This window comes from Paenibacillus sp. SER-28 (assembly GCF_052906305.1).
On record NZ_JBRECM010000010.1, the window covers coordinates 53,747 to 76,557 of the forward strand.

23 protein-coding genes are annotated in these 22,811 nt (G+C 45.3%); 7 read left to right on the forward strand and 16 right to left on the reverse strand.

Features of this window, described 5'->3' with window-relative positions; genetic code table 11:
• Positions 1 to 52 precede the first annotated feature (52 nt).
• From ACUYLD_RS20060 to ACUYLD_RS20080, 5 genes are all read right to left on the reverse strand, one after another.
• The gene (locus ACUYLD_RS20060; protein ID WP_061830715.1) at positions 53 to 1,273 is read right to left on the reverse strand and encodes a stalk domain-containing protein; all 1,221 of its coding nucleotides are present in this window, start codon (positions 1,271 to 1,273) and stop codon (positions 53 to 55) included.
• 334 nt (positions 1,274 to 1,607) lie between these two features.
• The gene (locus tag ACUYLD_RS20065; RefSeq protein ID WP_446675822.1) at positions 1,608 to 2,093 is read right to left on the reverse strand and encodes a cytochrome c biogenesis protein CcdC; all 486 of its coding nucleotides are present in this window, start codon (positions 2,091 to 2,093) and stop codon (positions 1,608 to 1,610) included.
• Positions 2,094 to 2,136: 43 nt separating this feature from the next.
• The gene (locus tag ACUYLD_RS20070) at positions 2,137 to 2,904 is read right to left on the reverse strand and encodes an ABC-2 transporter permease (RefSeq protein WP_446675823.1); all 768 of its coding nucleotides are present in this window, start codon (positions 2,902 to 2,904) and stop codon (positions 2,137 to 2,139) included.
• Positions 2,901 to 3,614, reverse strand: coding sequence for an ABC transporter ATP-binding protein (locus tag ACUYLD_RS20075; protein WP_446675824.1), 714 nt, complete (start codon positions 3,612 to 3,614; stop codon positions 2,901 to 2,903). The genes ACUYLD_RS20070 and ACUYLD_RS20075 overlap by 4 nt, the downstream gene beginning before the upstream one ends.
• The gene (locus ACUYLD_RS20080) at positions 3,611 to 4,024 is read right to left on the reverse strand and encodes a GntR family transcriptional regulator (RefSeq protein WP_235306978.1); all 414 of its coding nucleotides are present in this window, start codon (positions 4,022 to 4,024) and stop codon (positions 3,611 to 3,613) included. Before ACUYLD_RS20080 ends, ACUYLD_RS20075 begins: the two co-directional genes overlap by 4 nt.
• 212 nt (positions 4,025 to 4,236) lie before the next feature.
• Here ACUYLD_RS20080 and ACUYLD_RS20085 point away from each other — a divergent pair, with 212 nt between their 5' ends.
• Together ACUYLD_RS20085 and ACUYLD_RS20090 are read left to right on the forward strand one after the other, a co-directional pair.
• Positions 4,237 to 4,809 (forward strand): hypothetical protein, encoded by a 573-nt coding sequence (locus ACUYLD_RS20085; protein ID WP_446675825.1) that lies wholly within the window; start codon positions 4,237 to 4,239, stop codon positions 4,807 to 4,809.
• Between the two features lie 258 nt (positions 4,810 to 5,067).
• Positions 5,068 to 5,613, forward strand: coding sequence for a GNAT family N-acetyltransferase (locus ACUYLD_RS20090; protein WP_254351719.1), 546 nt, complete (start codon positions 5,068 to 5,070; stop codon positions 5,611 to 5,613).
• Positions 5,614 to 5,664: 51 nt separating this feature from the next.
• On the opposite strand, the gene ACUYLD_RS20095 is transcribed toward ACUYLD_RS20090, so the two are convergent.
• Positions 5,665 to 5,997, reverse strand: coding sequence for a hypothetical protein (locus ACUYLD_RS20095; RefSeq protein ID WP_254351720.1), 333 nt, complete (start codon positions 5,995 to 5,997; stop codon positions 5,665 to 5,667).
• Positions 5,998 to 6,184: 187 nt separating this feature from the next.
• Here ACUYLD_RS20095 and ACUYLD_RS20100 point away from each other — a divergent pair, with 187 nt between their 5' ends.
• Positions 6,185 to 7,003 (forward strand): alpha/beta fold hydrolase, encoded by an 819-nt coding sequence (locus ACUYLD_RS20100; RefSeq protein WP_446675826.1) that lies wholly within the window; start codon positions 6,185 to 6,187, stop codon positions 7,001 to 7,003.
• A 108-nt stretch (positions 7,004 to 7,111) separates the two neighbouring features.
• Here ACUYLD_RS20100 and ACUYLD_RS20105 read toward each other — a convergent pair whose 3' ends face one another.
• From ACUYLD_RS20105 to ACUYLD_RS20115, 3 genes are all read right to left on the reverse strand, one after another.
• Positions 7,112 to 7,327, reverse strand: a complete 216-nt coding sequence (locus ACUYLD_RS20105) for a cold-shock protein (protein ID WP_013308357.1) — start codon at positions 7,325 to 7,327, stop codon at positions 7,112 to 7,114.
• Positions 7,328 to 7,458: 131 nt separating this feature from the next.
• Positions 7,459 to 7,659: a cold-shock protein CspD gene (gene cspD, locus ACUYLD_RS20110; protein WP_013308356.1), complete on the reverse strand. Its 201-nt coding sequence runs from the start codon at positions 7,657 to 7,659 to the stop codon at positions 7,459 to 7,461.
• A gap of 387 nt (positions 7,660 to 8,046) precedes the next feature.
• Entirely contained in the window at positions 8,047 to 10,482 is a 2,436-nt protein-coding gene (locus tag ACUYLD_RS20115) for a LamG-like jellyroll fold domain-containing protein (RefSeq protein ID WP_446675827.1), read from the reverse strand.
• Positions 10,483 to 10,907: 425 nt separating this feature from the next.
• On the opposite strand from ACUYLD_RS20115, the gene ACUYLD_RS20120 reads away from it, so the two are divergent.
• Positions 10,908 to 11,252: a DUF805 domain-containing protein gene (locus tag ACUYLD_RS20120; protein WP_254351723.1), complete on the forward strand. Its 345-nt coding sequence runs from the start codon at positions 10,908 to 10,910 to the stop codon at positions 11,250 to 11,252.
• A 422-nt stretch (positions 11,253 to 11,674) separates the two neighbouring features.
• Positions 11,675 to 12,073, forward strand: coding sequence for a hypothetical protein (locus tag ACUYLD_RS20125; RefSeq protein WP_061830737.1), 399 nt, complete (start codon positions 11,675 to 11,677; stop codon positions 12,071 to 12,073).
• Between the two features lie 82 nt (positions 12,074 to 12,155).
• Here ACUYLD_RS20125 and pyk read toward each other — a convergent pair whose 3' ends face one another.
• Complete coding sequence (gene pyk, locus ACUYLD_RS20130; protein ID WP_023986598.1) at positions 12,156 to 13,571, reverse strand: pyruvate kinase; 1,416 nt, start codon at positions 13,569 to 13,571, stop codon at positions 12,156 to 12,158.
• 179 nt (positions 13,572 to 13,750) lie between these two features.
• Between pyk and ACUYLD_RS20135 the strand changes: the two genes are divergently transcribed.
• Positions 13,751 to 14,539, forward strand: coding sequence for a helix-turn-helix domain-containing protein (locus ACUYLD_RS20135; protein WP_446675828.1), 789 nt, complete (start codon positions 13,751 to 13,753; stop codon positions 14,537 to 14,539).
• Between the two features lie 194 nt (positions 14,540 to 14,733).
• Here ACUYLD_RS20135 and ACUYLD_RS20140 read toward each other — a convergent pair whose 3' ends face one another.
• From ACUYLD_RS20140 to ACUYLD_RS20160, 5 genes are all read right to left on the reverse strand, one after another.
• Positions 14,734 to 16,152: a sucrose-specific PTS transporter subunit IIBC gene (locus ACUYLD_RS20140; RefSeq protein ID WP_013308350.1), complete on the reverse strand. Its 1,419-nt coding sequence runs from the start codon at positions 16,150 to 16,152 to the stop codon at positions 14,734 to 14,736.
• Positions 16,153 to 16,219: 67 nt separating this feature from the next.
• Positions 16,220 to 17,695 (reverse strand): glycoside hydrolase family 32 protein, encoded by a 1,476-nt coding sequence (locus ACUYLD_RS20145; protein WP_446675829.1) that lies wholly within the window; start codon positions 17,693 to 17,695, stop codon positions 16,220 to 16,222.
• Positions 17,696 to 17,878: 183 nt separating this feature from the next.
• Positions 17,879 to 18,901 carry a LacI family DNA-binding transcriptional regulator gene (locus ACUYLD_RS20150; protein WP_446675830.1) on the reverse strand — a complete coding sequence of 341 codons (1,023 nt, stop codon included), beginning with the start codon at positions 18,899 to 18,901 and terminating at the stop codon, positions 17,879 to 17,881.
• 172 nt (positions 18,902 to 19,073) lie between these two features.
• Positions 19,074 to 19,916: an aldo/keto reductase gene (locus tag ACUYLD_RS20155; protein WP_446675831.1), complete on the reverse strand. Its 843-nt coding sequence runs from the start codon at positions 19,914 to 19,916 to the stop codon at positions 19,074 to 19,076.
• 31 nt (positions 19,917 to 19,947) lie between these two features.
• On the reverse strand, positions 19,948 to 21,144 hold the full coding sequence (locus ACUYLD_RS20160; RefSeq protein WP_061830747.1) for an MFS transporter: 1,197 nt from the start codon (positions 21,142 to 21,144) through the stop codon (positions 19,948 to 19,950).
• Between the two features lie 187 nt (positions 21,145 to 21,331).
• Here ACUYLD_RS20160 and ACUYLD_RS20165 point away from each other — a divergent pair, with 187 nt between their 5' ends.
• Positions 21,332 to 21,697: a winged helix-turn-helix transcriptional regulator gene (locus ACUYLD_RS20165; protein WP_069292048.1), complete on the forward strand. Its 366-nt coding sequence runs from the start codon at positions 21,332 to 21,334 to the stop codon at positions 21,695 to 21,697.
• A 78-nt stretch (positions 21,698 to 21,775) separates the two neighbouring features.
• On the opposite strand, the gene adhP is transcribed toward ACUYLD_RS20165, so the two are convergent.
• Positions 21,776 to 22,792, reverse strand: a complete 1,017-nt coding sequence (gene adhP, locus ACUYLD_RS20170; RefSeq protein WP_061830749.1) for an alcohol dehydrogenase AdhP — start codon at positions 22,790 to 22,792, stop codon at positions 21,776 to 21,778.
• Positions 22,793 to 22,811 lie beyond the last annotated feature (19 nt).

Here is a 22,811-nt window from a genome sequence, read left to right on the forward strand (position 1 = left end):
AGAGGACGATTAGGAAAGCATGCAAATCACGCCATACCACAAATGCACTTTCTTAAAACTTGCCGTTTGTATTTTTCCACTCTGTTTTAGCTGGAACCTCCTGAACTACGTCCCAATGCTCCGCTACCTTGCCGTTCTCTACCCGGAACAGATCATAGACAGCGGCTGAAGTTCCCTTAGACGATGTCAATTCACTCACAACCAGCACAAAGTTGCCTTCTCCAATGACCATGTGAACCTGATCATATCCAAAAGAAGCTCCTTGGCTTCCCGCTGCGGAAAATGCTTGTTTCAAATTGGATACACCGTCACCAAAAAGAGGATTATGTTGAATGTAATGGTCACCGTTATAGTAGCTTTCCAATGCAGCACGATTTTTGCCAACCAGGACATCATCCACAAACTTGCGGATCAGTGTTTTGTTCGTCTCAGTTTGGTTGAGATCCGTGATCTGTGTTGTTCCATCAATCATGGTGTGTCCGCTTGGATTGGCTGGAGCCGAGTCCTGCATGTTGTCCCAATGCTCAACAATTTTACCATTGCTATCGAAGCGGAAAATATCAAAAACAATGCTCGTTTTCCCTGAAATGGACTCTTTATAATGAACTGCTACATCATTACCATCCTGAATTACACGTTGGATTTCAACCTGTACATTGGCTCCCTTCGACTGGCTAATCCCTTGCAGCAACGCATCTCTTCCGCTAGCAAAGCTCAGATTGTGCTGAATGTACTGATCCTTGCTGATCCAAGTCTCGGCCGCTTTCGTGTCTCCGGTTTCAAAGCTTTTCACGATTTCAATGACCTTATCCTTATTACTCACCCCGATTTGCACCGTTTGGCTGGCCGGGTCCCAGATCACTTGCTTGCCCCATGCTTCTTTGACGACATCAACCGGTACATAGGTTACCCCTTGCTTGGTCAATAGGGTCGAGGTGGATAGAGGTACCTTAATCCCGTTGATTTGCGCTTCCGGACTGCCAGACACCAGTACAACCGTCGCCTGATCATATCGGATGGTCGTGCTTTGTCGCGCCGTATTGAACGTAATATGTTTGGCATCCATCGGAATTCCCAAACTGGAGGCCAATTGTCTCAAGGGAATTAAGACCTGCTTATTTCTCACGATAGGCGCAATTTTGTAAGCTTCCTTCTTGCCATCTACCCAAACCTGAATACCCGTAGTAGGTTTTACCTCGGCTGCTAAAGCCGGTACAGCAGAAGACAGAACAAGCAAACCAGCGAGTGCAGCAGTAACCGTATGTTTTTTCATGAATGTGAACCCCTCTCAACCTATAAAATAAAATGTGGAAAACAATTTCCTTTTATGTAACTAATATAGTTACACCTAATCGCAAGAAGCAACTTTTCCCCGCCTATCTAACTTTAAACCCCATTTAAATCTTTTGAAACCTCAATAACCCTCCTTTCAAAAATTTATAATTGTACTGCTACAATGCAAGCCACAAGCCTTAGAATAAAGGATATGGGGAGCAATAACAATGTGTGATAACTTGCTAATGCCAAAACTCAAAAAGCGGCTCCTATCGCCAAGCGAATGAACGCTTTTTGAATAGTAAGCCGCTGTGTTAACCCCATTGCTATTGTTATACGGATAACGTTCTCCGAAACTTGATAAAGCTCCCGATTCGCCAGATTGAGATATACACCAGCGCCATCGTAATTGCCAGCATGCTAATTTCGGTCGTACCCAAACTACTGAGATACTGGGTCAAAACGACGCGAATCAAGATAATAGCGATAATAATATATTTAAAATATTGGTTCGGCTTGGGATAAATAAGACCGTCATCCCGTCTTTCATACGCCGTATGCAGCAAGATAACATAGCCAAACAGAGCCCCTAGTAGCCCGGCAACCATCAGTTCCCAAAAGGCGGGGAGCTCGTACGTTTGACCGGGAATATGCATTAATTGGTACACAGACATCATCATAAGCGGGAAAGCGATAAACAAGGGGAGCAGAATCCGGATTCCATTTCCTTTTACCGGTCCCCTTCGTCTCTTGGTCCTTAACCAGATCATCAGCCCCACCAGAACAGCCATCAATACATATATAAATATCGTCGTCATGGTGTAGTAACTCCTTCCTCATAGATCCTGTAGATACGCTAGCCTAAATCGACAGTTTTTTCTCCAGCAGATACGCGCTCAAGCGGATTAATACATATGCAGCAACCCAACTTATCAACACCGCAATCGGGAAATGCCAGGTAAATGGAAACCATTGTCCTGTTTGAGCATGGTCAAACTGCTCATAAAGCCCCTGATCGCCCGACCAATAAAAGACACTCCCGCCACCCATCAAAAGAATCCACAGTATCGGGTTAAGCGGCCGCAAGGTGCTGTATTTGGTACTGGCCGTCAATAGACCCAGCGCAATAACCAACGGTGTGAAGGCGATAATCATCACAAACCAGTTCAATCCGGCTACAATAAAAGACGCTGCATCCGCAAACGTATAAGGCTGTATGGTTGATGAGATGAACAACGCGTACAGAGAACCCACCACAAACAGAAGCAATATTACGACCATGGTTTGTAAAATAGCCGCAATCCATTTGGCGCTAATCAGCCATATGCGCGGATAGGGAAGGGTCAGCCACCATCCGTAGGTGTCATTTTCCCATTCTCTTCTCAAGCTTCCCACACCCATAAAAATGATCATGTACGGCAGGCCCAGGGTGACATACCACAGCCTTGTTAATTCGAGCTGGTTGTGAAGTGCGAAGTACAAGGAAATAGCGAACGCCGCAATTAGAAATAATGAGAAATACACGAGTCTCCACGATCTCGGTAGTCGATTGCGGCCCTGCTTTCTCCAGCTTCCTTTATTTCGAAATTCATGGCGTATCAAATCTTTGAACAGCCCTGATGAATTCACGCCTTCCACTCCTTTTTGTACAAATTGCGGAACACCTGATTCAGCGAGCCATGCTCTGCACGCAGATCATCCGAATCACCAGACCATATGGTCCGTCCGTGGTCCATCATGACCGTGTAGTCAAACAAGCCTTCCACTTCCTGAATATCATGCGTGCTAATGAGTATCGACTGCTGCCGCCCCTCCAAATAATCAATAATCCCGGCTACAATCGCCTCTCTAGAGAGAACATCAATACCCGCAAACGGTTCATCCAGGATCATGAGTGGAACCTCACGTGCCAGACATAAAATCAGTAGCACACGTGCCTCCTGCCCGCGACTCAGCCCAGTCATTTTAAGTTCCAGCTCGACGTCCATATGATCAGCAAGTTTATACGCATCTTTTATATTGAAACCAGGCAAAAAAGACTTCCCCCATTCCAGCGTCTGCTGAACTGTATGATTGGGGTACCAGCGTGCCCGGTCAGGAAGATAGGATATATCCCGGCTGGTTTCCCAACCAGGCTGTCGGCCCAACACCTGAAGCTCGCCCCCATCTGGCTGAATCAATCCGGTGATTGCTCGAAAGAAGCTGGACTTCCCACAGCCATTGGGTCCAAGCACGCCTACAATACGTCCTGCCGGAATGATGACATCTAATTGATCCAGTGCTTTTTTACTGCCGTATTGCTTCACCAGATGATTCGCAACCACAACAGACTCCGTCATGCCTTATCGCCTCCTTCCTTGTCATTTCCGTCCTGTTTGCTTCGTATATACTGCTGTACATCTTCCCACGATAACCCCAGGCTACTCATCTGTCCGAGAAACTGATCTATATACGTTATAGCCAATTGTTCCCGAAAGCTGGCAATCCGTTCACTGGACGAAGTAACATAAGTGCCTAGCCCGCGCCGCTTCTCAGTCAATCCGTCCCGCTCCAGCTCTTGATATGCCCGCATCACGGTATTCGGATTCATGCGTAATTCCTGCGCCAGATCACGAACAGATGGCATTTTGCTTCCCATTTCGATCTCCCCTTTAGCAATGGAGCTTCGTACTTGATTTAATATTTGTTCATATAATGGCTGGCTAAAATCAATTAAAAATCGGAACGAGCCAACCCGTTGTTCTTCCATGGGTGTTTCCCCCTAATCGGCTGCATCTATCGTGCCTGTAGTGTATTATATCACTTAATACACTTAATACAAGTTTACTTAGCTGAAATTTTAGTCATGCCACCCAAATTTCATTCAGTAAATGCTCAGCTTGCGCTCAGATAGCATTCAAGTTGATCCCTTATGATGTATCACGTACCAAACAAACCATAACCGAAAGGTGGAAAATGAAGATGAAGAGCACCAAGAAAGCAATTTTGGCTGGAGCGATGGTCTTGGCATTTTTAGGAGGCGGGGCACTGTACTCCACAAGCGCAGCCCATGCTGCTTCAACTACATCTGAGAAGGCTCCCATCGCAGACAAAGCACAGGCACCTAAGGGGAATCCCGGTGATGCTAATGGTCCTAAAATCGCAGGAGGTAACTATGCTGAGAACAAAGCTCTCCTGAAATTATTGAAATTGTCCTCCACTCAGTTGGATACACAGCTGAAAGCAGGTAAATCCCTTGCTACGATCGCCAAAGCACAGGGCGTGAGCGTAAATTCCGTTATTGATGTGATGGTTTCAGATATGAAAGCAAAACTGGCTACGGAAAAACAAAACGGCAAGATTACGGCAACTGAATATAACCAACGTGTCTCTAATCTGAAGCAAATGATGACAGATATGGTGAATGGCGTGAAACCATCCAAGCCACCAGTAGATGACGGTAAAGCGGGTGAAGGTAAGGCTCCTGCTCAGGGAGATGCAACCAAGGCTTCTGCTAAAACCAATGCAGCTAAAGCCTCTGCTAAGCAGAAATAGCTACAGCTCCTGTTTTCCAAAAGCTGTAGCTCGATAAGTCGCATTCATAAAAACCATTTGTTAATCAGACATATCCACCCATGTATAATAAATCTCCATCCGGCTTCCCTGTACGGGTAGAGAAATCAATAGGCCTGTCCCCTGCTGCGATACAACAGAAGGAGACAGGCTTATTTGTCATGTAAACAAGATAATATGTGGTAGACTAATATGATCCAGAGGTCATTTTTCACTCTAATTCATAATAAGGAGAATGTAATGAAAATAAATAAACAGGAATTTGATGTGCAAGGAATACACTATACGATCAGATCAGCCATAATTCAAGATGCGAAGAATTTGTCTGAAATCCGCTTGCTGATTGATGGAGAAACTGAAAATTTAGATAGAGAGAAGGGAGAAGCGTTTATAAGTACATCCGGTTTTGAACAGCTCATTAAATCAGATACAGAGAATAACAGAAACCTATTTTTAGTTGCGGTAGTTCATGATAAAATCGTGGGATTTTCAAGATGTGAGGGCCATGTTCTGAGCAGATTCTCTCATAAAGTTGAATTCGGCGTATGTGTACTAAAGGATTTTTGGGGTTACGGGATCGGGACGAATCTTTTAAAAGAATCTATTTCCTGGGCCGACTCCAATGGCATCAAGAAAATAACTCTACAAGTTTTGGAAACGAATGATAAAGCCATTGAGCTTTATAAAAAACATGGATTTGAAATCGAAGGATTATTAAAAAACGATAAGGTTCTTTCAGATGGTAAATACTACAACACCATAATCATGGGGAGATTTCATAAATAAAAAAAGACCCTGTTCAACAGGATCTTTCATCTTTGCATGGCCACACTTACCCTAATAGCGATAATCATCATAAGGATTGCGATTACGATACTGATCACGCGGCTGCTGGGCTGCGGTAATCATCAAAAATATGCCTGAGAGCAAATGCATCAACCAACCCACAATCGGAATCCATCCAATAACCGAGGTCACGATCCCTAAAATAGATCCATAATAAGACTCTCTATTCGTCACCGATAGCACCAACGTAACAACGTGGAAAATCAGCATAAAGAACAATATAGTATACGCGGAATTTACGATGAGCAGCCCGCCCAAAACGGGAATAGCTAAAAATAGCTCCAATCCGCCTGTAATCCATTTTAATGTTTTTGATGGTGTCATTGTTCCACTCTCCCGATGCTGTTTCATTCCATAATTATATCCTATCCCTATACAGGATGACATACATTTTTTGACATATTATATGCTTATATCGTGACAGACTCATCCCTTTTTCGAATGAGCTAAGCCCTGGCTACATATATGTGAGAGAGAATGAAATGACGTGATTTCTAGAGGGGTGAACACGATGGGATATTATATTGAGGTGGAACGCGGCGTGAAGCTGTATGTCGAGGATATTGGAGAAGGCATCCCTGTTCTGATGGTGCACGGCTGGCCGCTGGATCACCGAATGTACGAATACCAGGTCGCCTTGTTGCCTGCTTACGGGTATCGCTGTATTCAGGTTGATCTTAGAGGGTTCGGCAAGTCTGATCGACCATGGCATGGATACAATTATGATCGATTGGCGGACGATCTGCTGGCTATTATGCAGGCGCTACAGTTAAATCAGGTACGGCTGATCGGTTTTTCCATGGGGGGAGCTGTGGTCACACGCTATATGAGCAGGCACCGGGGATTTGGCGTCAATCAGTTGATCTTGATCGGAGCAGCTACACCCCGGTTCACCCCAACCAGCGACTTCCCTTATGGTACTCCTGTCACAGAGGTAGATAAACTCATCAAACAAGCCTATACAGATCGCCCACAATTGGTAACTTCTTTTGGCGAAATGTTGTTTGCCAATCCGGTCAGCCAGAGCTTACGCGACTGGTTACGTGATCAGGGCTTTGCGGCTTCAGTTCATAGCATGGCTTGTACTTTGTATTCACTACGTGACTCTGATTTGCGTCCTGATTTGCCATGTATACACGTGCCTACTTGGATTCTACACGGCAAGCTGGATCGGGTCTGTCCTTTCCCCCTGGCTGTCCAAACTCAAAAAGGAATCGCCGGATCAAAGCTTATTCCTTTCGAAAGTAGCGGCCACGGTGTATTCTACGAAGCGCTACCTGAATTTAATTCTATCTTACTGAGCATACTAGCCCCATCCTACACACCATAATTGAAAGCCTGTTCATTCTTATGTATAATTTATATTTATAAAAAACAAAAAGACGCCTCAGCGCCGTTAATGGCTATGGGGCATCTTTCACTACAAACATTTATCCGCTTAGGATTGTTTGGTATGATTGAAGCTCGTATTATTTAAAACTGCCAGCTTTTTCTCGCCCTTCACCATGGCAGAACCGCAAATGGGGCATGTCGGCTCGACAGAAAAAGCGAAGTTATCCCGCATCCAGCCGTTACATGTATCGCTGGCGCAATTCCAGACAGTTGTAATTTCCTCAGGAATCTCATCCATTGGCTTTTTCCGTGAATTGTACATAAACATCCCTCTTTCTTCATGATTTATAAAGCGATAAGATGTAATCAGTTCAAAAACGGTCTTGTGAACAGATAAAAACAAATGCCCCAAACGCTATGTTCGGGGCATCTGAAGTAGGCTGTAATTTTAAATTACAGTTTTACAACGTTCTCAGCTTGTGGTCCACGGTTTCCTTCAACTACGTTGAATTCTACGCGTTGGCCTTCGTCCAAAGATTTGAAGCCGTCGCCTTGGATTGCGGAGAAGTGTACGAATACGTCGCTTCCACCTTCAACCTCGATGAAACCAAAACCTTTTTCTGCGTTAAACCATTTTACTGTACCTGTTTGCATGGAATTACCTCCAAAATGTATTTATATGACCTTTATTTTTTACAAATAAAAATTCACATATTGCACAAGGTTATTTCAACCTAAAACAATAGCCCTCTACAATATGCGAATCTCAGGTCACAATTTCAATATACTCATATTACCATAAGTGTATTGAAAACGCAAGCACTGGTGAATTTAATTTATGCAGAGTGCTTATGTTCTCTATTGCGAGCTTCAAAGCTGTGTTCATTCGAAGGGAGTGAGTCATTAACGCCTACTTAAAACATTATATCCGCAGTTGCTTCTTATTATACCAGCAATCAAGAAATAAATATACAAAACATTGTGCAGGAGACGAACTTCTTACTAAAAGCTCATCTCCTGCGTTTATTTGCTCATTTTGAACTACAATTCTGCCAGTGCTTTAATTTCCTCTGCTGTCAGCGCTTTGTTATACAATTGAACTTCATCCAGGCTGCCATTGAAGTAAGCATCGGCGGCAAAACGGCTTTTGCCGAGATAAGCCTCGCTCGTCAGCAACTCATCGGGATTGAAGGTAATGCTGTCATTAACAGCTACTTCCTCACCATTTACATACAACTTCCCTGTATTCCCTTCCAGTGTAACCGCTACATGCGTCCACTGGTTTAGAGGTAATGATGATTTGGAAAGCAAGCTTTGATCCGTACCCTCATGGATTGTAAACTGGAGCACACCACTTCCTTGGGAAGGGGTGAGGAACATATGCCGGGCTTGGCCGTTGCCAAAGTCAAAAATCCGTTGCCAAGCTGCACCGCCCTTCCAGTTTACCCAAGCGGAAAAGGTAAAATCCTTCGCATCCGTTACCGTCGCTGGTAGCTGCACGTAACCATCCTTGCCGTTCAGGACAAGAGCACCGCCAAGCTTCCCGTCTTTATCCCATGCGGCACCACCATAGATCTTACCATCGAAATGATTGTATGTGCTGTCGACTACCGAAGTTCCTTGATCTTCACTCCACGAATAGCGTGCAAGCTGAGAACCTTGGGCCTGCCCGGGAACAATGGCTGTAAAGCTTTTCTTAGCTGTGGCTTTGTCCTTTTTGATGGTCGCCGTCAATGTAACTGCTACAGGCTGAGAACCGGCATCTGGACGGTATACTTCACCTGTCACAGAAATATTCTCCGGGTGGGTGGACTCCCATGAAATAGTGGTATCTTGTGCAGCTAGAGTAGGTAGCGTCAGATTATAAAGAACATTGCTCGTATCGCCCAGGCTCAGATCCTTCTGCACAGCAGCTACAATCTTGCTGGCCTTCAGGTCAGGCTTTAGCGAACCCCATACCGCAACACCCTTGGAGGACAACGCGGTAAAAGCAAGCGTCTTGGCACCTGTGTCTGGATCACGGTGCTGCAGGAATACGCCTTTGTACTTCGTACCCTCTGCTGTAATTTCCAGCTGATTGCCTGCCCCCAACTTCCATGTACCGTTCACTCCACCAGACAGCTTGCCGCCGCTATCCAGACTGACGTTAACGGCTTGTTTAATATTTGCCGAAATTTCCTTCCCGTGATTTACATACGAATATTGACCGAGGACATCCTTTTCTGACAGCTTTTTCAGTGAATCCTCATCTCCCGAATAACGATAAGGTGCAACCACAGGCCAACCGTCAGCGTTCATGAACATTTCATGTACCCGCACTTCATACTGTTCGCCTCTCCCCGGGAAACGGGAATGGAAAATGACAAAGTGCTTTTTCGTCTTGGGATCATAATAAGCCGAGTTGTGTCCGGGCGACACATAGCCTGCACCCAGTCCAGTACCCGGATCACCAATTTCTCTTGGAATCAGGTAATTACCTATCAGTTTGACACCGTATGGTTCAATGGAAGCGTCATCAAAAAGTGGTTTATCAGGATTTGCCTTGACCTTGATCATATCATTGCCTTCAGCATCGTAGAAAGGGCCAGCCGGTGTTTTGGACCGAGCCACCCGCAAGTTATATCCGCCATCCGCTGACAATCCACCATAGGACAGGAACAAGTAATAGTAGTCCGTTTGCGGACTGTATTGTATGTACGGCCCTTCCATACGAGCATGGTTACCGCCTGTCAGCTTTTTCCCGTAGCCTTGACCAGGGAGCGGCTTCCCTGTTTTTTCATCCATCTGCAAAATAAAAATGCCTCCAGAGTAAGAGCCATATACCATCCACAGCTTGCCGTTCTTATCATAAAAGGTGTCCGGGTCCACGGCATTCGGATGCTTGGTTGCATCATAGATCGTTCCATCCTCACTCGGTTGGCCCCACATGCCGGATTTTAGAAAAATTCCTTTATTCTTATAAGGCCCTTCAATTTTATCAGCAACTGCTAGGCCCATTGCTGAACGCGGGGAGTCACCCTTGCAAGCGTTATAATACATATAGAACTTGCCATCTGCCAGTTGAATGACATCAGCTGCCCACAGCGTGTCCGTCTGCGCCCAATCCAGTGCTTCCTTTAATTCATCTTTGACATTGGGAATCAATGCATTACCATTCGCCACTCCTGTAGCAATCGTATCCCAATTCATGAGGTCTTTGGACTTGGCAGCCGCCAGATGTGAGCCAAAAATGTAAAATGTGTCTTTCACTTTCAGAATGGATGGATCATGTACGGAAGTCTCCTTGAAAGAGACAGCCTTTTTACTTTGAATCGAAAAGTTTTCTAGGTCTTGAGCTTGAAGGGAAGTTTGCCCTACATTTTGAATTCCATCTGTATCTGAATTGAGTGTTGGCTCCGCGCCTACCAAAGAAGCAGGCAACAACAGCGCACCTGCGAGTGAAGCTGCCGTTACTTTACGAACAAATGATTGCTTCATAAATCAATCTCCTCTCGTTTTGAACATCTCTGATAACATAAAAAAATATTGAGAAAGCGGTCAGGATTATGTTTGTATTAACTTCTTCACCCTCGAATTTAATGTTGGTCATCCCTCCCATTTCGCATTAAAGCGCTTTCAATTGATTTGAAAAATAAAAGCACCTTCTGTTAAGAAGAACGATTCAAACCTGGCGGTTAACCGTACCTCTATATTATTCAATGGATATGGAAAATTCAATATGTAATTTTATGTTTTTATAAATTATTCATCGAATTATTAACATTAATAAATGTATTGCGTAAATTTCTAGTTTAAAGTTATAATTTTACAACTAAAATTCTATATGTTTCCTGCCGATATACCTAAAAGAACAATTTTACGTGTATAGAAACATTTAGATTTTATAAGGAGGTGAAAAATATATGCAATGGTATTTAAATGCATTAAAAAACTATGTAGGATTTCAAGGTAGAGCAAGACGTACAGAGTATTGGATGTTTGTACTATTTAGTGCAATCGCTAGCTTTGTAGTCAGCCTGATCGATAGTCTTGTAGGCTTATCACCGGTATTGACTTTGATTTATTCTCTTGCTGTCCTGTTGCCATCCTTGGCCGTTATGGCCCGTAGACTGCATGACACAGGTAGAAGCGGATGGTGGATTCTAATCAGTCTGATTCCTCTCGTAGGGTCAATTATTTTGATTGTATTCTTCTGCCAAGACAGTCAGCCTAACGACAATAAGTATGGAAAAAACCCTAAATTGTAATAGTTGTAGATGTCTAAAACCTCTTTCACTTTTGTGAAGGAGGTTTTTTTCATATCCGCCTCTCCCCTAACAAAGTTAAAAAGCCGCCAATCCAGCACAGCGAAAGTAAGTCTGAGCAGATGCTCTGTATTCATGGGATACGAACAGTGTGGTCAAAGAAAAGGGCAGAATCCAAAGGGTACATCACATCCATTATTCGTATCCGTGAATTTTTTTTGGTTTTACCTGTTTATATCCTCCTCTTTTAGTTTATTTTAAACGAGTATTAAGCTGGCGCTAAGATTGGGTGTGTATGATGTATATTAGAATCTGGTAACTACATAAGCCGGATCGGCTAAAGGCATAAACATTACTCCCGTTGGATATCCATATAAGGCTCCACCTTGTCAGAAATTGAATGAACACAAAGGAGATTTACACTCATGAATCGAAAACGAATGTTGGTCATCTGTACACTGTTGCTGGCGTTATCTATTGGGCAGTCTTCTACTTGGGGGAGTCGGGCTAATGCTGCTACACTGGCTCCAGAGAGAGCCCCTCAGGTACAGGATAATGAAGCTTCCAAGGATGATGAACTTTTGAAAACACTGGGCGCATCCTCGGATGAGCAATTGTATGATGCGTTATATAACGGTCAAACCTTGGCAGATATTGCACAAACCAATAAAAAGGACGCACAGGCTGTCGTTGATTTACAGGTAGCTCAGTTAACGGAGCAGTTGGATCAACGACTGGCCAATAAGAGCATTACACCTGAGCAATACCAAGCCCATAAGGCAGAATTGACACAGGTCGTTGCTAAAAGTGTGTTCGGGCTGTAAGTTAGTGACATGACAGAATGTGAAAAAGGCGCTGAACCCATGGGGACCAGCGCCTTTTGGCTTGTCTATATTTGGTTGTAAATTACACTTGGTATACTCGGATCAAGTTAGTGGTGCCCGCCTCAGCGACAGGAACACCTGCTGACAGGACTACAGTATCGCCTTTATGGATATATCCTGCATTCAGCGCGTTACGGATGGAGGATTCGAACATTTCATCCGTTGTTGCTACTTTATCCCCCTTGATCGGGAATACGCCGGATAACAGGCAGATTTTAGCGAATACCGTATTATTCGGAGTAACCGCAATAATAGGTGCCTTCGGACGATATTTGGATACCATACGTGCCGTGAATCCGCTGGCAGTCGATGTAATAATTGCTTTCGCATCCAGCTCCAGGGACGAACTCACCGCACCCTGACTAATCACTTCGGTGATGTTGGTGCTTTGACGTGCTCTGCGCTTATCAAACTGCTCCTGATAATCGAATTGCGATTCTGCTCTGGCAGCTACAGCGGCCATGGTCCGTACAGACTCGACAGGGTATTTACCCGCAGCTGATTCGCCCGACAGCATAACAACATCGGCTCCTTGCATAACGGCATTAAACACGTCACTAACTTCGGCTCTCGTCGGACGCGGGTTCACCTGCATGGATTCCAGCATGTGGGTAGCTACGATAACGGGTTTGCCGACCAGATTACACTTGTCGATCATTTCTTTTTGCATCACAGGCACATCTTGAATCGGCACTTCGACACCCAGATCGCCACGGGCTACCATAATGCCATCGGAAGCTTCGATAATATCATCCAGGTTTTCCATGCCTTCAGCATTTTCAATTTTGGAATAGATTTGTACATGCTCAGCATGATGTCCCTTCAAAATCTCACGGATTTCACGGATATCGTCGCCTTTACGCACAAAAGAAGCCGCAATAAGCTCAACACGCTGCTCCACCCCAAATTGGATGTGCCTCACATCTCGCTCCGTCACGCCTGGAAGGGTCGTATGAATCCCTGGCAGGTTTACACCTTTTCTCGGTTTCAAAATACCGCCGCTTACAATATTACAAATCATTTCCGTACCTTCGATGGAGGTTACAGTCAGATCAACCAAACCGTCGTCAATGAGAATGCGGTCGCCTGGTTTGATGTCCTTCGGCATATCCGGGTAATTCACTGAAATACGATGCTCGTCCCCTAGAATCTCTTCTGTGGTCAGAATGAGCTGGCTACCTGGTTTCAACAGACAAGATGCCTCTCTCAGCTTGCCAATCCGTATTTCTGGTCCTTTAATATCCATCATGACAGGTATAAAGGTATTCATTTCCTTCGCAGCCTGACGCACATTTTCGATACGTTTAACGTGATCTTCTAGCTCCCCGTGAGCCATATTCAAGCGGGCTACAGTCATACCAGCCTGGATCATTTCTTTTAGCAAATGAATGGAGTCACAGGCAGGTCCCATAGTACAAATAATTTTCGTTTTAAGCATAGTAATGTCATCCTCCTGAATGTCTTTACTGTATGGTTTTCTATTCCACTTTGCTTCTCTATCTACATTAAACTTATATAGCTCTATTCTACCTGTACCCGTGCACCAAGACTATGAACTATAGTATGATGAATGTACTACAGTATAATGAATGTTGAAGACATCGGGGAGTGAGTTTCGTGATTACATTGGTGGATATTCGGCAGGACAACGGTGTGGACTGGTATGAAAAGGCTGGTGCAAATAGCGACAACGATGACTTACTGTTCATTTTGGTCACCTTTGGCAAATGTGTATATTGGGTGAACGATTGCAAATTCATTCTCGGTAAGGGTGAAACACTGCTTTTACCCGGTCATCTGGATTACTATGGCAAGAGCATTCCTACGCTCTTTCATACCAAGTATGTGATACATTGCCGCAAAACATGTACGAACAGCACACTTCCCATACTGAATACTGACAAGCCGTTGTTGATCAAACCTGGATGCTACGATATGCTGCATGAACGGATTAAATCGATGTACTATCAATGGACTGAACACCCAAGCTACTACACCATGATGGCTGACTGTCTGCTGACCGAGGCAATGATATGTATGAATCAGGAATGGGACAAAGGCGCCATTTCTTGCGATCGAGAGCGACATGTGGAACATATGAAACAGTATATCCAGAACCACTACCGGGAAAAGGTAACCAAGGAGGAGCTTGGCGACGCCATCCGTAAAACCCCCAATTATGCCGCGACGCTGCTGCGTGAGGTAACACGCCAAACGATCAGCGAGCATGTACATACGCAACGTATTAAAACCGCCATCTACATGCTGACCGAGTCCCGGCTAACGATTCGTGAAATTTCGGAGTACGTGGGATATAGTGATGTTTCCTATTTTCATCGAATCTTCAAACGGTTGACAGGCTGCTCGCCGTCCGAATTTCTGGATGAACGCTCTTCGATTGTTTAGTTGGATGGTCTAGAACAGAATTTCATAGTTACAGGATTTTGCAAAATCCTCAGTTAATAAAAATGGTCGTTCTACCTGGAACCCTGCTCTAGTAGTCCTTTTTGATTAGGGACCAAGAGCGTTCCATATAGAACGACCATCATATTTATAATTACGCGTATAAATCTGCGTGTATTCGCATTACTTGGGTGGTGTTAATTGGAGGAACCCGCTGTTTTGACCTCTTCCAACATTTTATCGTTATAGCCAAACATCCAGGTCAGGACAAAGGCTACAACCATAGCAGCCAAGTTCGCCAAAATGTAAAGCGGAAGCTGATGATTCATGTAGAGCAACGTGCCTGGAATGACCGTAACTGCCATGCCTGTAGCCGCCAAATGGAAGACAGAAGCGATAAAACCGCCAACCGCCCCACCGATAAGGCCCATAACAAAAGGCTTCATGTATCTCAGGTTGACCCCGAAAATAGCCGGCTCCGTAATCCCCAGAAAAGCAGACAACGAGGAAGGAAGTGCCAACGCTTTCAGCTTGCTATTCTTCGTTTTCAGCCCAACCGCCAGACAGGCAGCACCTTGAGCAGCCATAGCGCAGGTAATGATGGCGTTAAAGGCATTTACGCCGTTCTTTTCAAGCAGTTGAATCTCCAAGAAATTAAATATATGATGCACACCTGTAACGACGATAATCTGATGCAAGAAACCGATGACAATCCCTGCAATACCGAAAGGCAAATCCAGCACAAACGTTGTTCCGTGCAGCACCCATTCTTCGAGTGAATGGAAAATCGGACCGATGGCAAACAATCCCAAAGTGATCATGATCAACAGTGTTAAAAACGGTGTGAGAATCAGATCTAGCGCTTCAGGCACCCGTTTGCGCAGCGCTCGCTCCAGCTTGGCTCCGATCAAGCCCACGAAGAAAGCTGGCAATACCGAGCCTTGATAGCCCACTACAGGAATGAACCCGAACATCGTCAACGGATGGGCTGAGCCGTCCGCAACACTATAAGCGTTGGGCAAGGCCGGGTTTACCAGCATCAGACCGAGAACGATACCCAGCACTGGACTACCGCCGAATACTCTAAAGGCTGACCATGCGACTAACGCGGGCAGAAAAGCAAAGGCCGTATCTGTTAATACTTGTGTGTATAATAGAAAATTGGGTGAAATATCCTGTGGCGTCATGCCGAGTAGAGCAAGAATTTGCGGCTGAGTGAGCAAGCCACGTAGCCCCATGAACAGCCCCGTAGCAACCAGCACAGGAATAATGGGTACAAACACATCGCCAAAGGTACGAATGGAGCGTTGGAATACGTTGCCTTCCTTTTTCGCCTGACTCTTCACCTCTTCTTTAGATGAACCGGTCACGCCAAGCTTTTCGACCTCTTCAAAAATTCGATTTACCGTACCTGTTCCAAAAATAATCTGATATTGCCCGGAATTGAAGAAAGCCCCCTTGACCTTGTCGATCTCCTCAACTTTTTTCTGATCAATCTTCTCCTTGTCATGCACCATAATCCGCAAGCGCGTCGCACAATGAGCAAAAGATGCAATATTTTCTTGCCCACCGATTGCCTGGATCACTTCTTTAGCTATTTCTCTGTTTTCCGCCATGATGTTCATCCTCTCGTTCATTCCGTTATGTTTGATGATTAACGAACCACTTGATGTTTTAGCCTACTCATGTAAAATCCCATTTTACCGCCTGGAAGAGAGCCTCTCCCTTGTCGGCAAAAAAGCGTATTTCGTCACTCTCTGGATGCGGAAAAATACGACTGGTGAACACCTCTTCCCCATCGTTGACGAAAATCTCAACTGAAGACGCATCTACAAACAAATGTAGTTTGATATGATCTTTATCCCATGGACACTGCCGTACCTCACCATAGGAAGTGGCTACAGGCTCACCTGATTGCGAACGGTCCAATACAAGTTTGCGACTGACGGCATTATATTTAATCACCGTCTTCTCAGTCTCACTCGCACGGAATTCAATACCAAACACCTTAGCGCTCAAAAGATCTACCTCACAGATCAGCTCATAGGCCGTACCTGTAAATCCTTCATAGGTTTTGCTCTCTGAAAATAACGTGTCAGCTACCCGATCCTCACGATTTCTACGCAGCGTAGTCAGCTCAGGGATCGGCCGCTGCAAGAGTTTGCCCTCATGAAGCGTAAGCTCCCTTGGTAATGTCAGACAATGAGCCCATCCGTTCGGATCTGTGGGATATTCGATATCCGGCAGGCCCATCCATGCCACCATAATACGCCGCCCCTGTGGGTCAATCATCGTCTGTGGCGCATAGAAGTCAAAGCCTCTATCGAGCTCGTGGAATGCACCGTGCTCCAGCGTTCTTGTTCCGGTATCCAACGGCTTGCCGATTACGTAGCCCGATTGATAAATATTGCGATTTTCATCCCCAGAGGGCTCCAAGCCCTGAGGAGAAAAGATCAAGACCCCCGCTTCGTTCAGTTCAAAATAATCTGGACATTCCCACATGTAGCCAAACGACTCCAGGCCTGTGCACAATTCTCCCTCAAACTCCCACGTACGAAGGTCGGTTGATCGGTAGAGGACGGCGCAGCCTGTTAAATTCGTTCTCTGGGCACCAATCACACAGTAAAAGCTATCGCCGTCTTTCCATAGCTTGGGATCACGAAAATGGTCTGTATACCCTTCTGGCACATTGGAAATAACGGGGTGCTCCCATTTAGTAATGTGACCATTCTCGTCCATAACAGCCATGCATTGATAAGGATGTCTGATCCATTCTTCATCTCGTGCATTTCCCGTATACAGCATATATAACTTGCCCTCATGCTCCAGTGCGCTGCCCGAATAAGCCCCATGTGAATCAAAATAATCCCCAGGTGCGATGCCAATGCCCGCACTATTCCATGTGACCAAATCATTGGATTTCAGGTGATACCAATATTTCATCCCGTGATCCGTTCCGAGCGGAAACCACTGATAAAATAAGTGGTATTCACCTTGGTAATATGAAAAGCCATTGGGGTCATTGAGCAAACCGGTCGGTGGCTGGATATGAAACGCCTGCCGCCAGTGACATTGCTCCACTTTCTCCTCCAAGCCGGCTATTTCACCGGGCTCTGCCTGCTCGATCATTCGATACTTTTGTTCTCTTGTCATTTTCATAGGTGTACCTCATTTTTATTAAAACTTCGCTTCGGGAACCGGTTCCAAATTAATGAAAAAAATATTTGATCGGAACCGGTTCCCATACGATTAAAAAAATATACTCATCCATGGATTTGCAACCGATTCCATTTATGCCCGAATGCTATGGAACCGGTTTCGAAGAAATTATAATCCACTTGTTCAGCGTTTGTCAACGCTTTCTCTTTCGATCAGGGAATAATTCATGACCGTCACTTTTTCTACCGATTTATGTTCTACCAGCCGCATAATATTTTGCGCTGCTACACGTCCAGCCTCCATATACGGATATTGAACGGTTGTCAGGGCAGGGTGAATGACCTCCGTAATATCGTATCCCCCAAAGCCAGTTACCGACAAATCCAACGGGATGACAATCCCTCTGGAATAAGCCGCATTGATTACGCCCAGCGCGATATTATCCGTAGCACACACCATTAACGACGGCTTGAAATGGTCCAAAATGTCTGATGCAGCAATCCGTGCATCAGACATTTTAAATCCGGTCTCATAGTATCTGATATCATACCCTGCTGCTCGCATCGCATCGTCCGTATGAGACTCTGCAGGCAATGCATCGCGAACAGCCTGCCTAAAGCCCTCCTTGCGCTGCACACCGACGGCAACATCCTTTTCAGTAACACCAACGTAGGCAATTTCGCGATGTCCCTGTGACAAAACGTACGTGCCGATATCATATCCTGCACGATAGTCATCATGGATAAGGCTATGAAGCTGCTCGTGCTGCTGGCCCACCAGCAACACCGGAATACCAATGTCACGAATCGCGGTCAGATGGTCGTCTGTAATTTGAGCAGCCAGCAAAATGATACCCGAAATCTTTTGTCTTCCCAGCTCATAAATGGCTTCGATTTCACGCTGTACATCCTGGCTCGTATTAGAGATCAGCATCTGATAATGCTGAGAACGCAGTTCCTCATCAATCCCCATCAGCGTATGAGATGTCGCAAAAGAATCCAGACGCGGCACAACGGTGCCGATGATGTTGGTCCGCTTCGCCTTAAGACTCTGGGCAAAGGCATTGGGCACATAGCCCGTGGCTTTAACCACTTTTTCAATTTTTCGTTTCGTATCCACGCTGACAGACCCGCCGTTCAAAAAACGGGATACCGTGCTCTTGGATACGCCAGCCATTTGGGCTATATCTGCAATCGTCTTATTCATGAAGTCCCCCGGAGATTTTTCGTATTCACAAGCTTCCAAAACGTCTCTTTTCACATAACCCTATAATACCATATGGCGGGATTGGATTGCTGTAGCTCCAGACCCATCATGCACAAACAAAACGCCGTCCCTTCAGTGAAGAAGGAAACGGCGTCTCATGATGAACGTAATTTTAAAAATCAAAGTTATCCGGATCTGGACCTACCCGAAGATCGGCATTTAACGCCTGAATTCGATCCATATCCTCGCGCGTCAGTTCGAAGTCAAAAATGTCGGCATTTTCGACGATCCGATGCGCCTTGGTAGACTTGGGAATGGTGACAACTCCCTGCTGCACATCCCAGCGTAAAATCACTTGCGCCACCGATTTGCCGTACTTGGTCGCTATGTCTTGCAGTACCGGATGATCGAGCAATTGGCCTTGCATTAACGGAGACCAGGCTTCCATTTGAATGTCGTTCTTTTGACAGAATTGCAACAGCTCGGCTTGGGTTAATTGTGGATGGAATTCCACCTGATTGATCATGGGCTTAATTTCGGCATCCTTCATGAGATCTTCCAAATGATGAATCTGGAAGTTGCTGACTCCAATTGCCTTAATCCGTCCTTCTTTATACAAGGATTCCAACGCTCTCCAAGCTTCTTTGTACTTTCCTTGAACTGGCCAATGAATCAGATATAGATCCAGATATTCCAGACCCAGCTTGTCCAGACTGGCTTCATAAGCGGCTCGTGTCTCTTCATAGCCTAAATCTGCATTCCACACTTTGGACGTGACGAACAGATCTTCTCTGGACAGATTATTTTCCTGAAGGGCTTCCTGAATAGCCTGCCCTACACTGCTTTCATTCGCATAGATTGCAGCTGTATCTATACTGCGGTAGCCATGCTTTACAGCAGTCTTTATAGCATCGACCAGCTCCGAACCTTCTTCCACTTTAAATACCCCGATGCCAAACCAAGGCATGCGAACTCCGTTGTTTAACAATGTTGTGCTTTGTAAGTTTTGTGTCATTTTGAATCTTCCTCTCTATTTTTTAAAAGCTTTAACCTGTAATGGGGGTTGTATCCCTTTTTTCGAGCATACGACTCCAGCCTGTGAGCAAAACCGCAACGAAAACCATAATGCTCCCGATCCAGGCCGTATGAATGAGACCGAGTGAATCCGTTACAATCCCGCCTACATAAGCTCCGATGGCTATCCCTGCGTTGAAAGCTGCAATATTAACAGCAGAGGCAACATCAACAGCTTTGGGTGCAAACCGTTCGGCTAACATGACGACATATACCTGTAGCCCGGGCACGTTCATAAACGCAAGCAATCCCATAAAGAAGATCGTAATCAGTCCTGCCGTTTTAAAAGGTGCCGTGAACAACAGGAGAAACAGGATCACTGCTTGAATCAGAAACATGTAAAACAAAGCTGAAAGCGGCTTGCGGTTTGCTGCTTTTCCGCCAATAACATTCCCGATGGCAATCGCAATTCCATACAGCAAAAGTATAAACGTTACCGTACTTTGCTGAAATCCGGTTATGTCGTGAAGTAATGGAGATAAATAAGTAAATACCACAAATGTGCCTCCATACCCCAAAGCTGTAATGATAAATGCGAGTAGCAAGCGACCATTGGTAACCAGTTTGACCTGCTCGCGGAAAGGAGTCTTGTTCCCCTTGCGCAGCGTAGATGGCAGCAGAATCAGATTGGCGATGAGTGCCACTACACCGACGACCACAATCGCCATAAATGCTGCCCGCCAACCCCATTGCTGCCCAATGTAGGTACCCAAAGGTACGCCTGTAACCGTGGCTACGGTCAACCCGGAGAACATAATGGAAATCGCACTCGCTCGCCGATCATCCGGCACAAGATCGGCCGCGATGGTGGAACCGATGGACATGAACACCCCATGAGCGAACGCCGAGATCACACGTGCAATCAGCAGCAAGGCAATTCCGCTAGAGACCGCAGCGAGGCTGTTGCCTGCAATAAATATAATCATGATCCACAGCAGCAACGTTTTACGGGGAACACTTGATGTTAATGAGGTCAAGACAGGTGCCCCGATGGTGACCCCTAATGCATACAGCGTTACAGTTAGTGCAGACATCGTTACAGATATGTGCAAGTCTTCAGCAATCAGGGGAAGCAGTCCCACGCTGATGAACTCAGTTGTCCCAATCGCAAAGGCGCTTACGGCTAGAGCCAGTAATGGCCAGATACTTCGTTTTGATTCTGGCGACATGTTTTTCACTCCTATCTATAGAAATCTTCGACCAGCAGATGTTATTATGAGTTATTCAAGCAAATATGAACAGTACGTACTTTTTAGTGATATAGGTACTAAAAAGTACCCTAAATAAAGTTCTTTTTAATTAAAACAGGCTGTTAAGGTATGTATAACAGAAGCGATACACATGGGGGGATCGGCATTGGGGAAGAAAAAATACAATATCTCTGTTGAGGCGACGTTAGAGGTGATCGGGGGGAAATGGAAATGCGTCATTCTGTGTCATTTGACACATGGAAAGATGCGGACAAGCGAATTAAAACGGATGATGCCTTCCATAACACAAAAAATGCTGACTCAGCAGCTTCGTGAATTAGAGGAAGACGGCATTGTCAATCGGATTAGCTATAATCAGGTTCCACCCAAGGTGGAGTACGAGCTTAGTGAATATGGATGTAGTCTGAAAGGCATTTTAGATTCTCTTTGTGCTTGGGGAGAAAGACATATTATTAAAGAATATGGGGATAAATCTGCGGTTTTGGAGGATAACATTCTGAATAATTTGTAAAGCCAAAAAGAGCGCCCGCAATACATCAGCAGGCGCTTTCTCTCTCCGAATTCCAAGGGTTACGAATTGGACATCATTTTAATTTGTGAAATCAATGACCATGCGTCCTTGGATTTTGCCCTGCTCCATCTCCTCGAAGATCTCATTAATGTCTTCGAGCGGACGTTTTTGTACAAGAGGGACAACTTTACCTTCTGCAGCGAACTGGAACGCTTCTTTAAGGTCTTCACGAGTGCCGACCAAGGAGCCAATAACTTGAATGCCGTCCAGAACCAGACGTGGAATGTCCAGATCCATCTTATCGGTTGGGAGACCTACAGCTACGACACGCGCGCCAGCCTTCACAACGTCGATGGCCTGGTTGAACGGTGTTTTGGCAACAGCAGTAACCACGGTTGCATCCAGACCAGCACCGTTTGTTAACTCCTTAGCTCGAGCGACCGGATCTTCTTTCATGCTGTTAACGATATAGTCAGCACCAATTTGTTTGGCCAGTTCTAGTTTTTCATCACTGATGTCAAAGGCTACAACTTTAGCATTGAATACATTTTTGGCGTATTGCACAGCCAGGTTACCCAAGCCGCCAATGCCGAAGATACCGATCCATTGTCCTGGTTTGACTTCACTTACTTTAACTGCTTTATATGTGGTAACCCCTGCGCAAGTTACACTACTTGCAGCGGCAGGATCAAGACTATCTGGTACTTTGACCGCGTAGTCAGCTGTGACAATACATTGCTCTGCCATTGCACCGTCTACCGTATATCCGGCATTTTTAACTTCACGACACAGCGTTTCCCGCCCGGTTAGGCAATATTCGCAGTGACCGCAGCTTTGGAACATCCAGGCAATACTTACGCGATCACCAATCTTAAGACTGGTTACTCCTTCACCTAATTCAATGACTTTCCCAATACCTTCATGCCCCAGAACTCTGCCTGTGACATCACCGAAATCTGCATTTTTTACATGTAAATCTGTGTGGCAAACTCCGCAATACTCGACTTGGACTAACGCTTCCCCATGCTTCAGGGAGCGTAAAGGTTTCTCTTCTACACTGACTTTCTTGTCTTTTGTAACAATTGCTGCTTTCATGTAGATCTCTCCTTTAAAT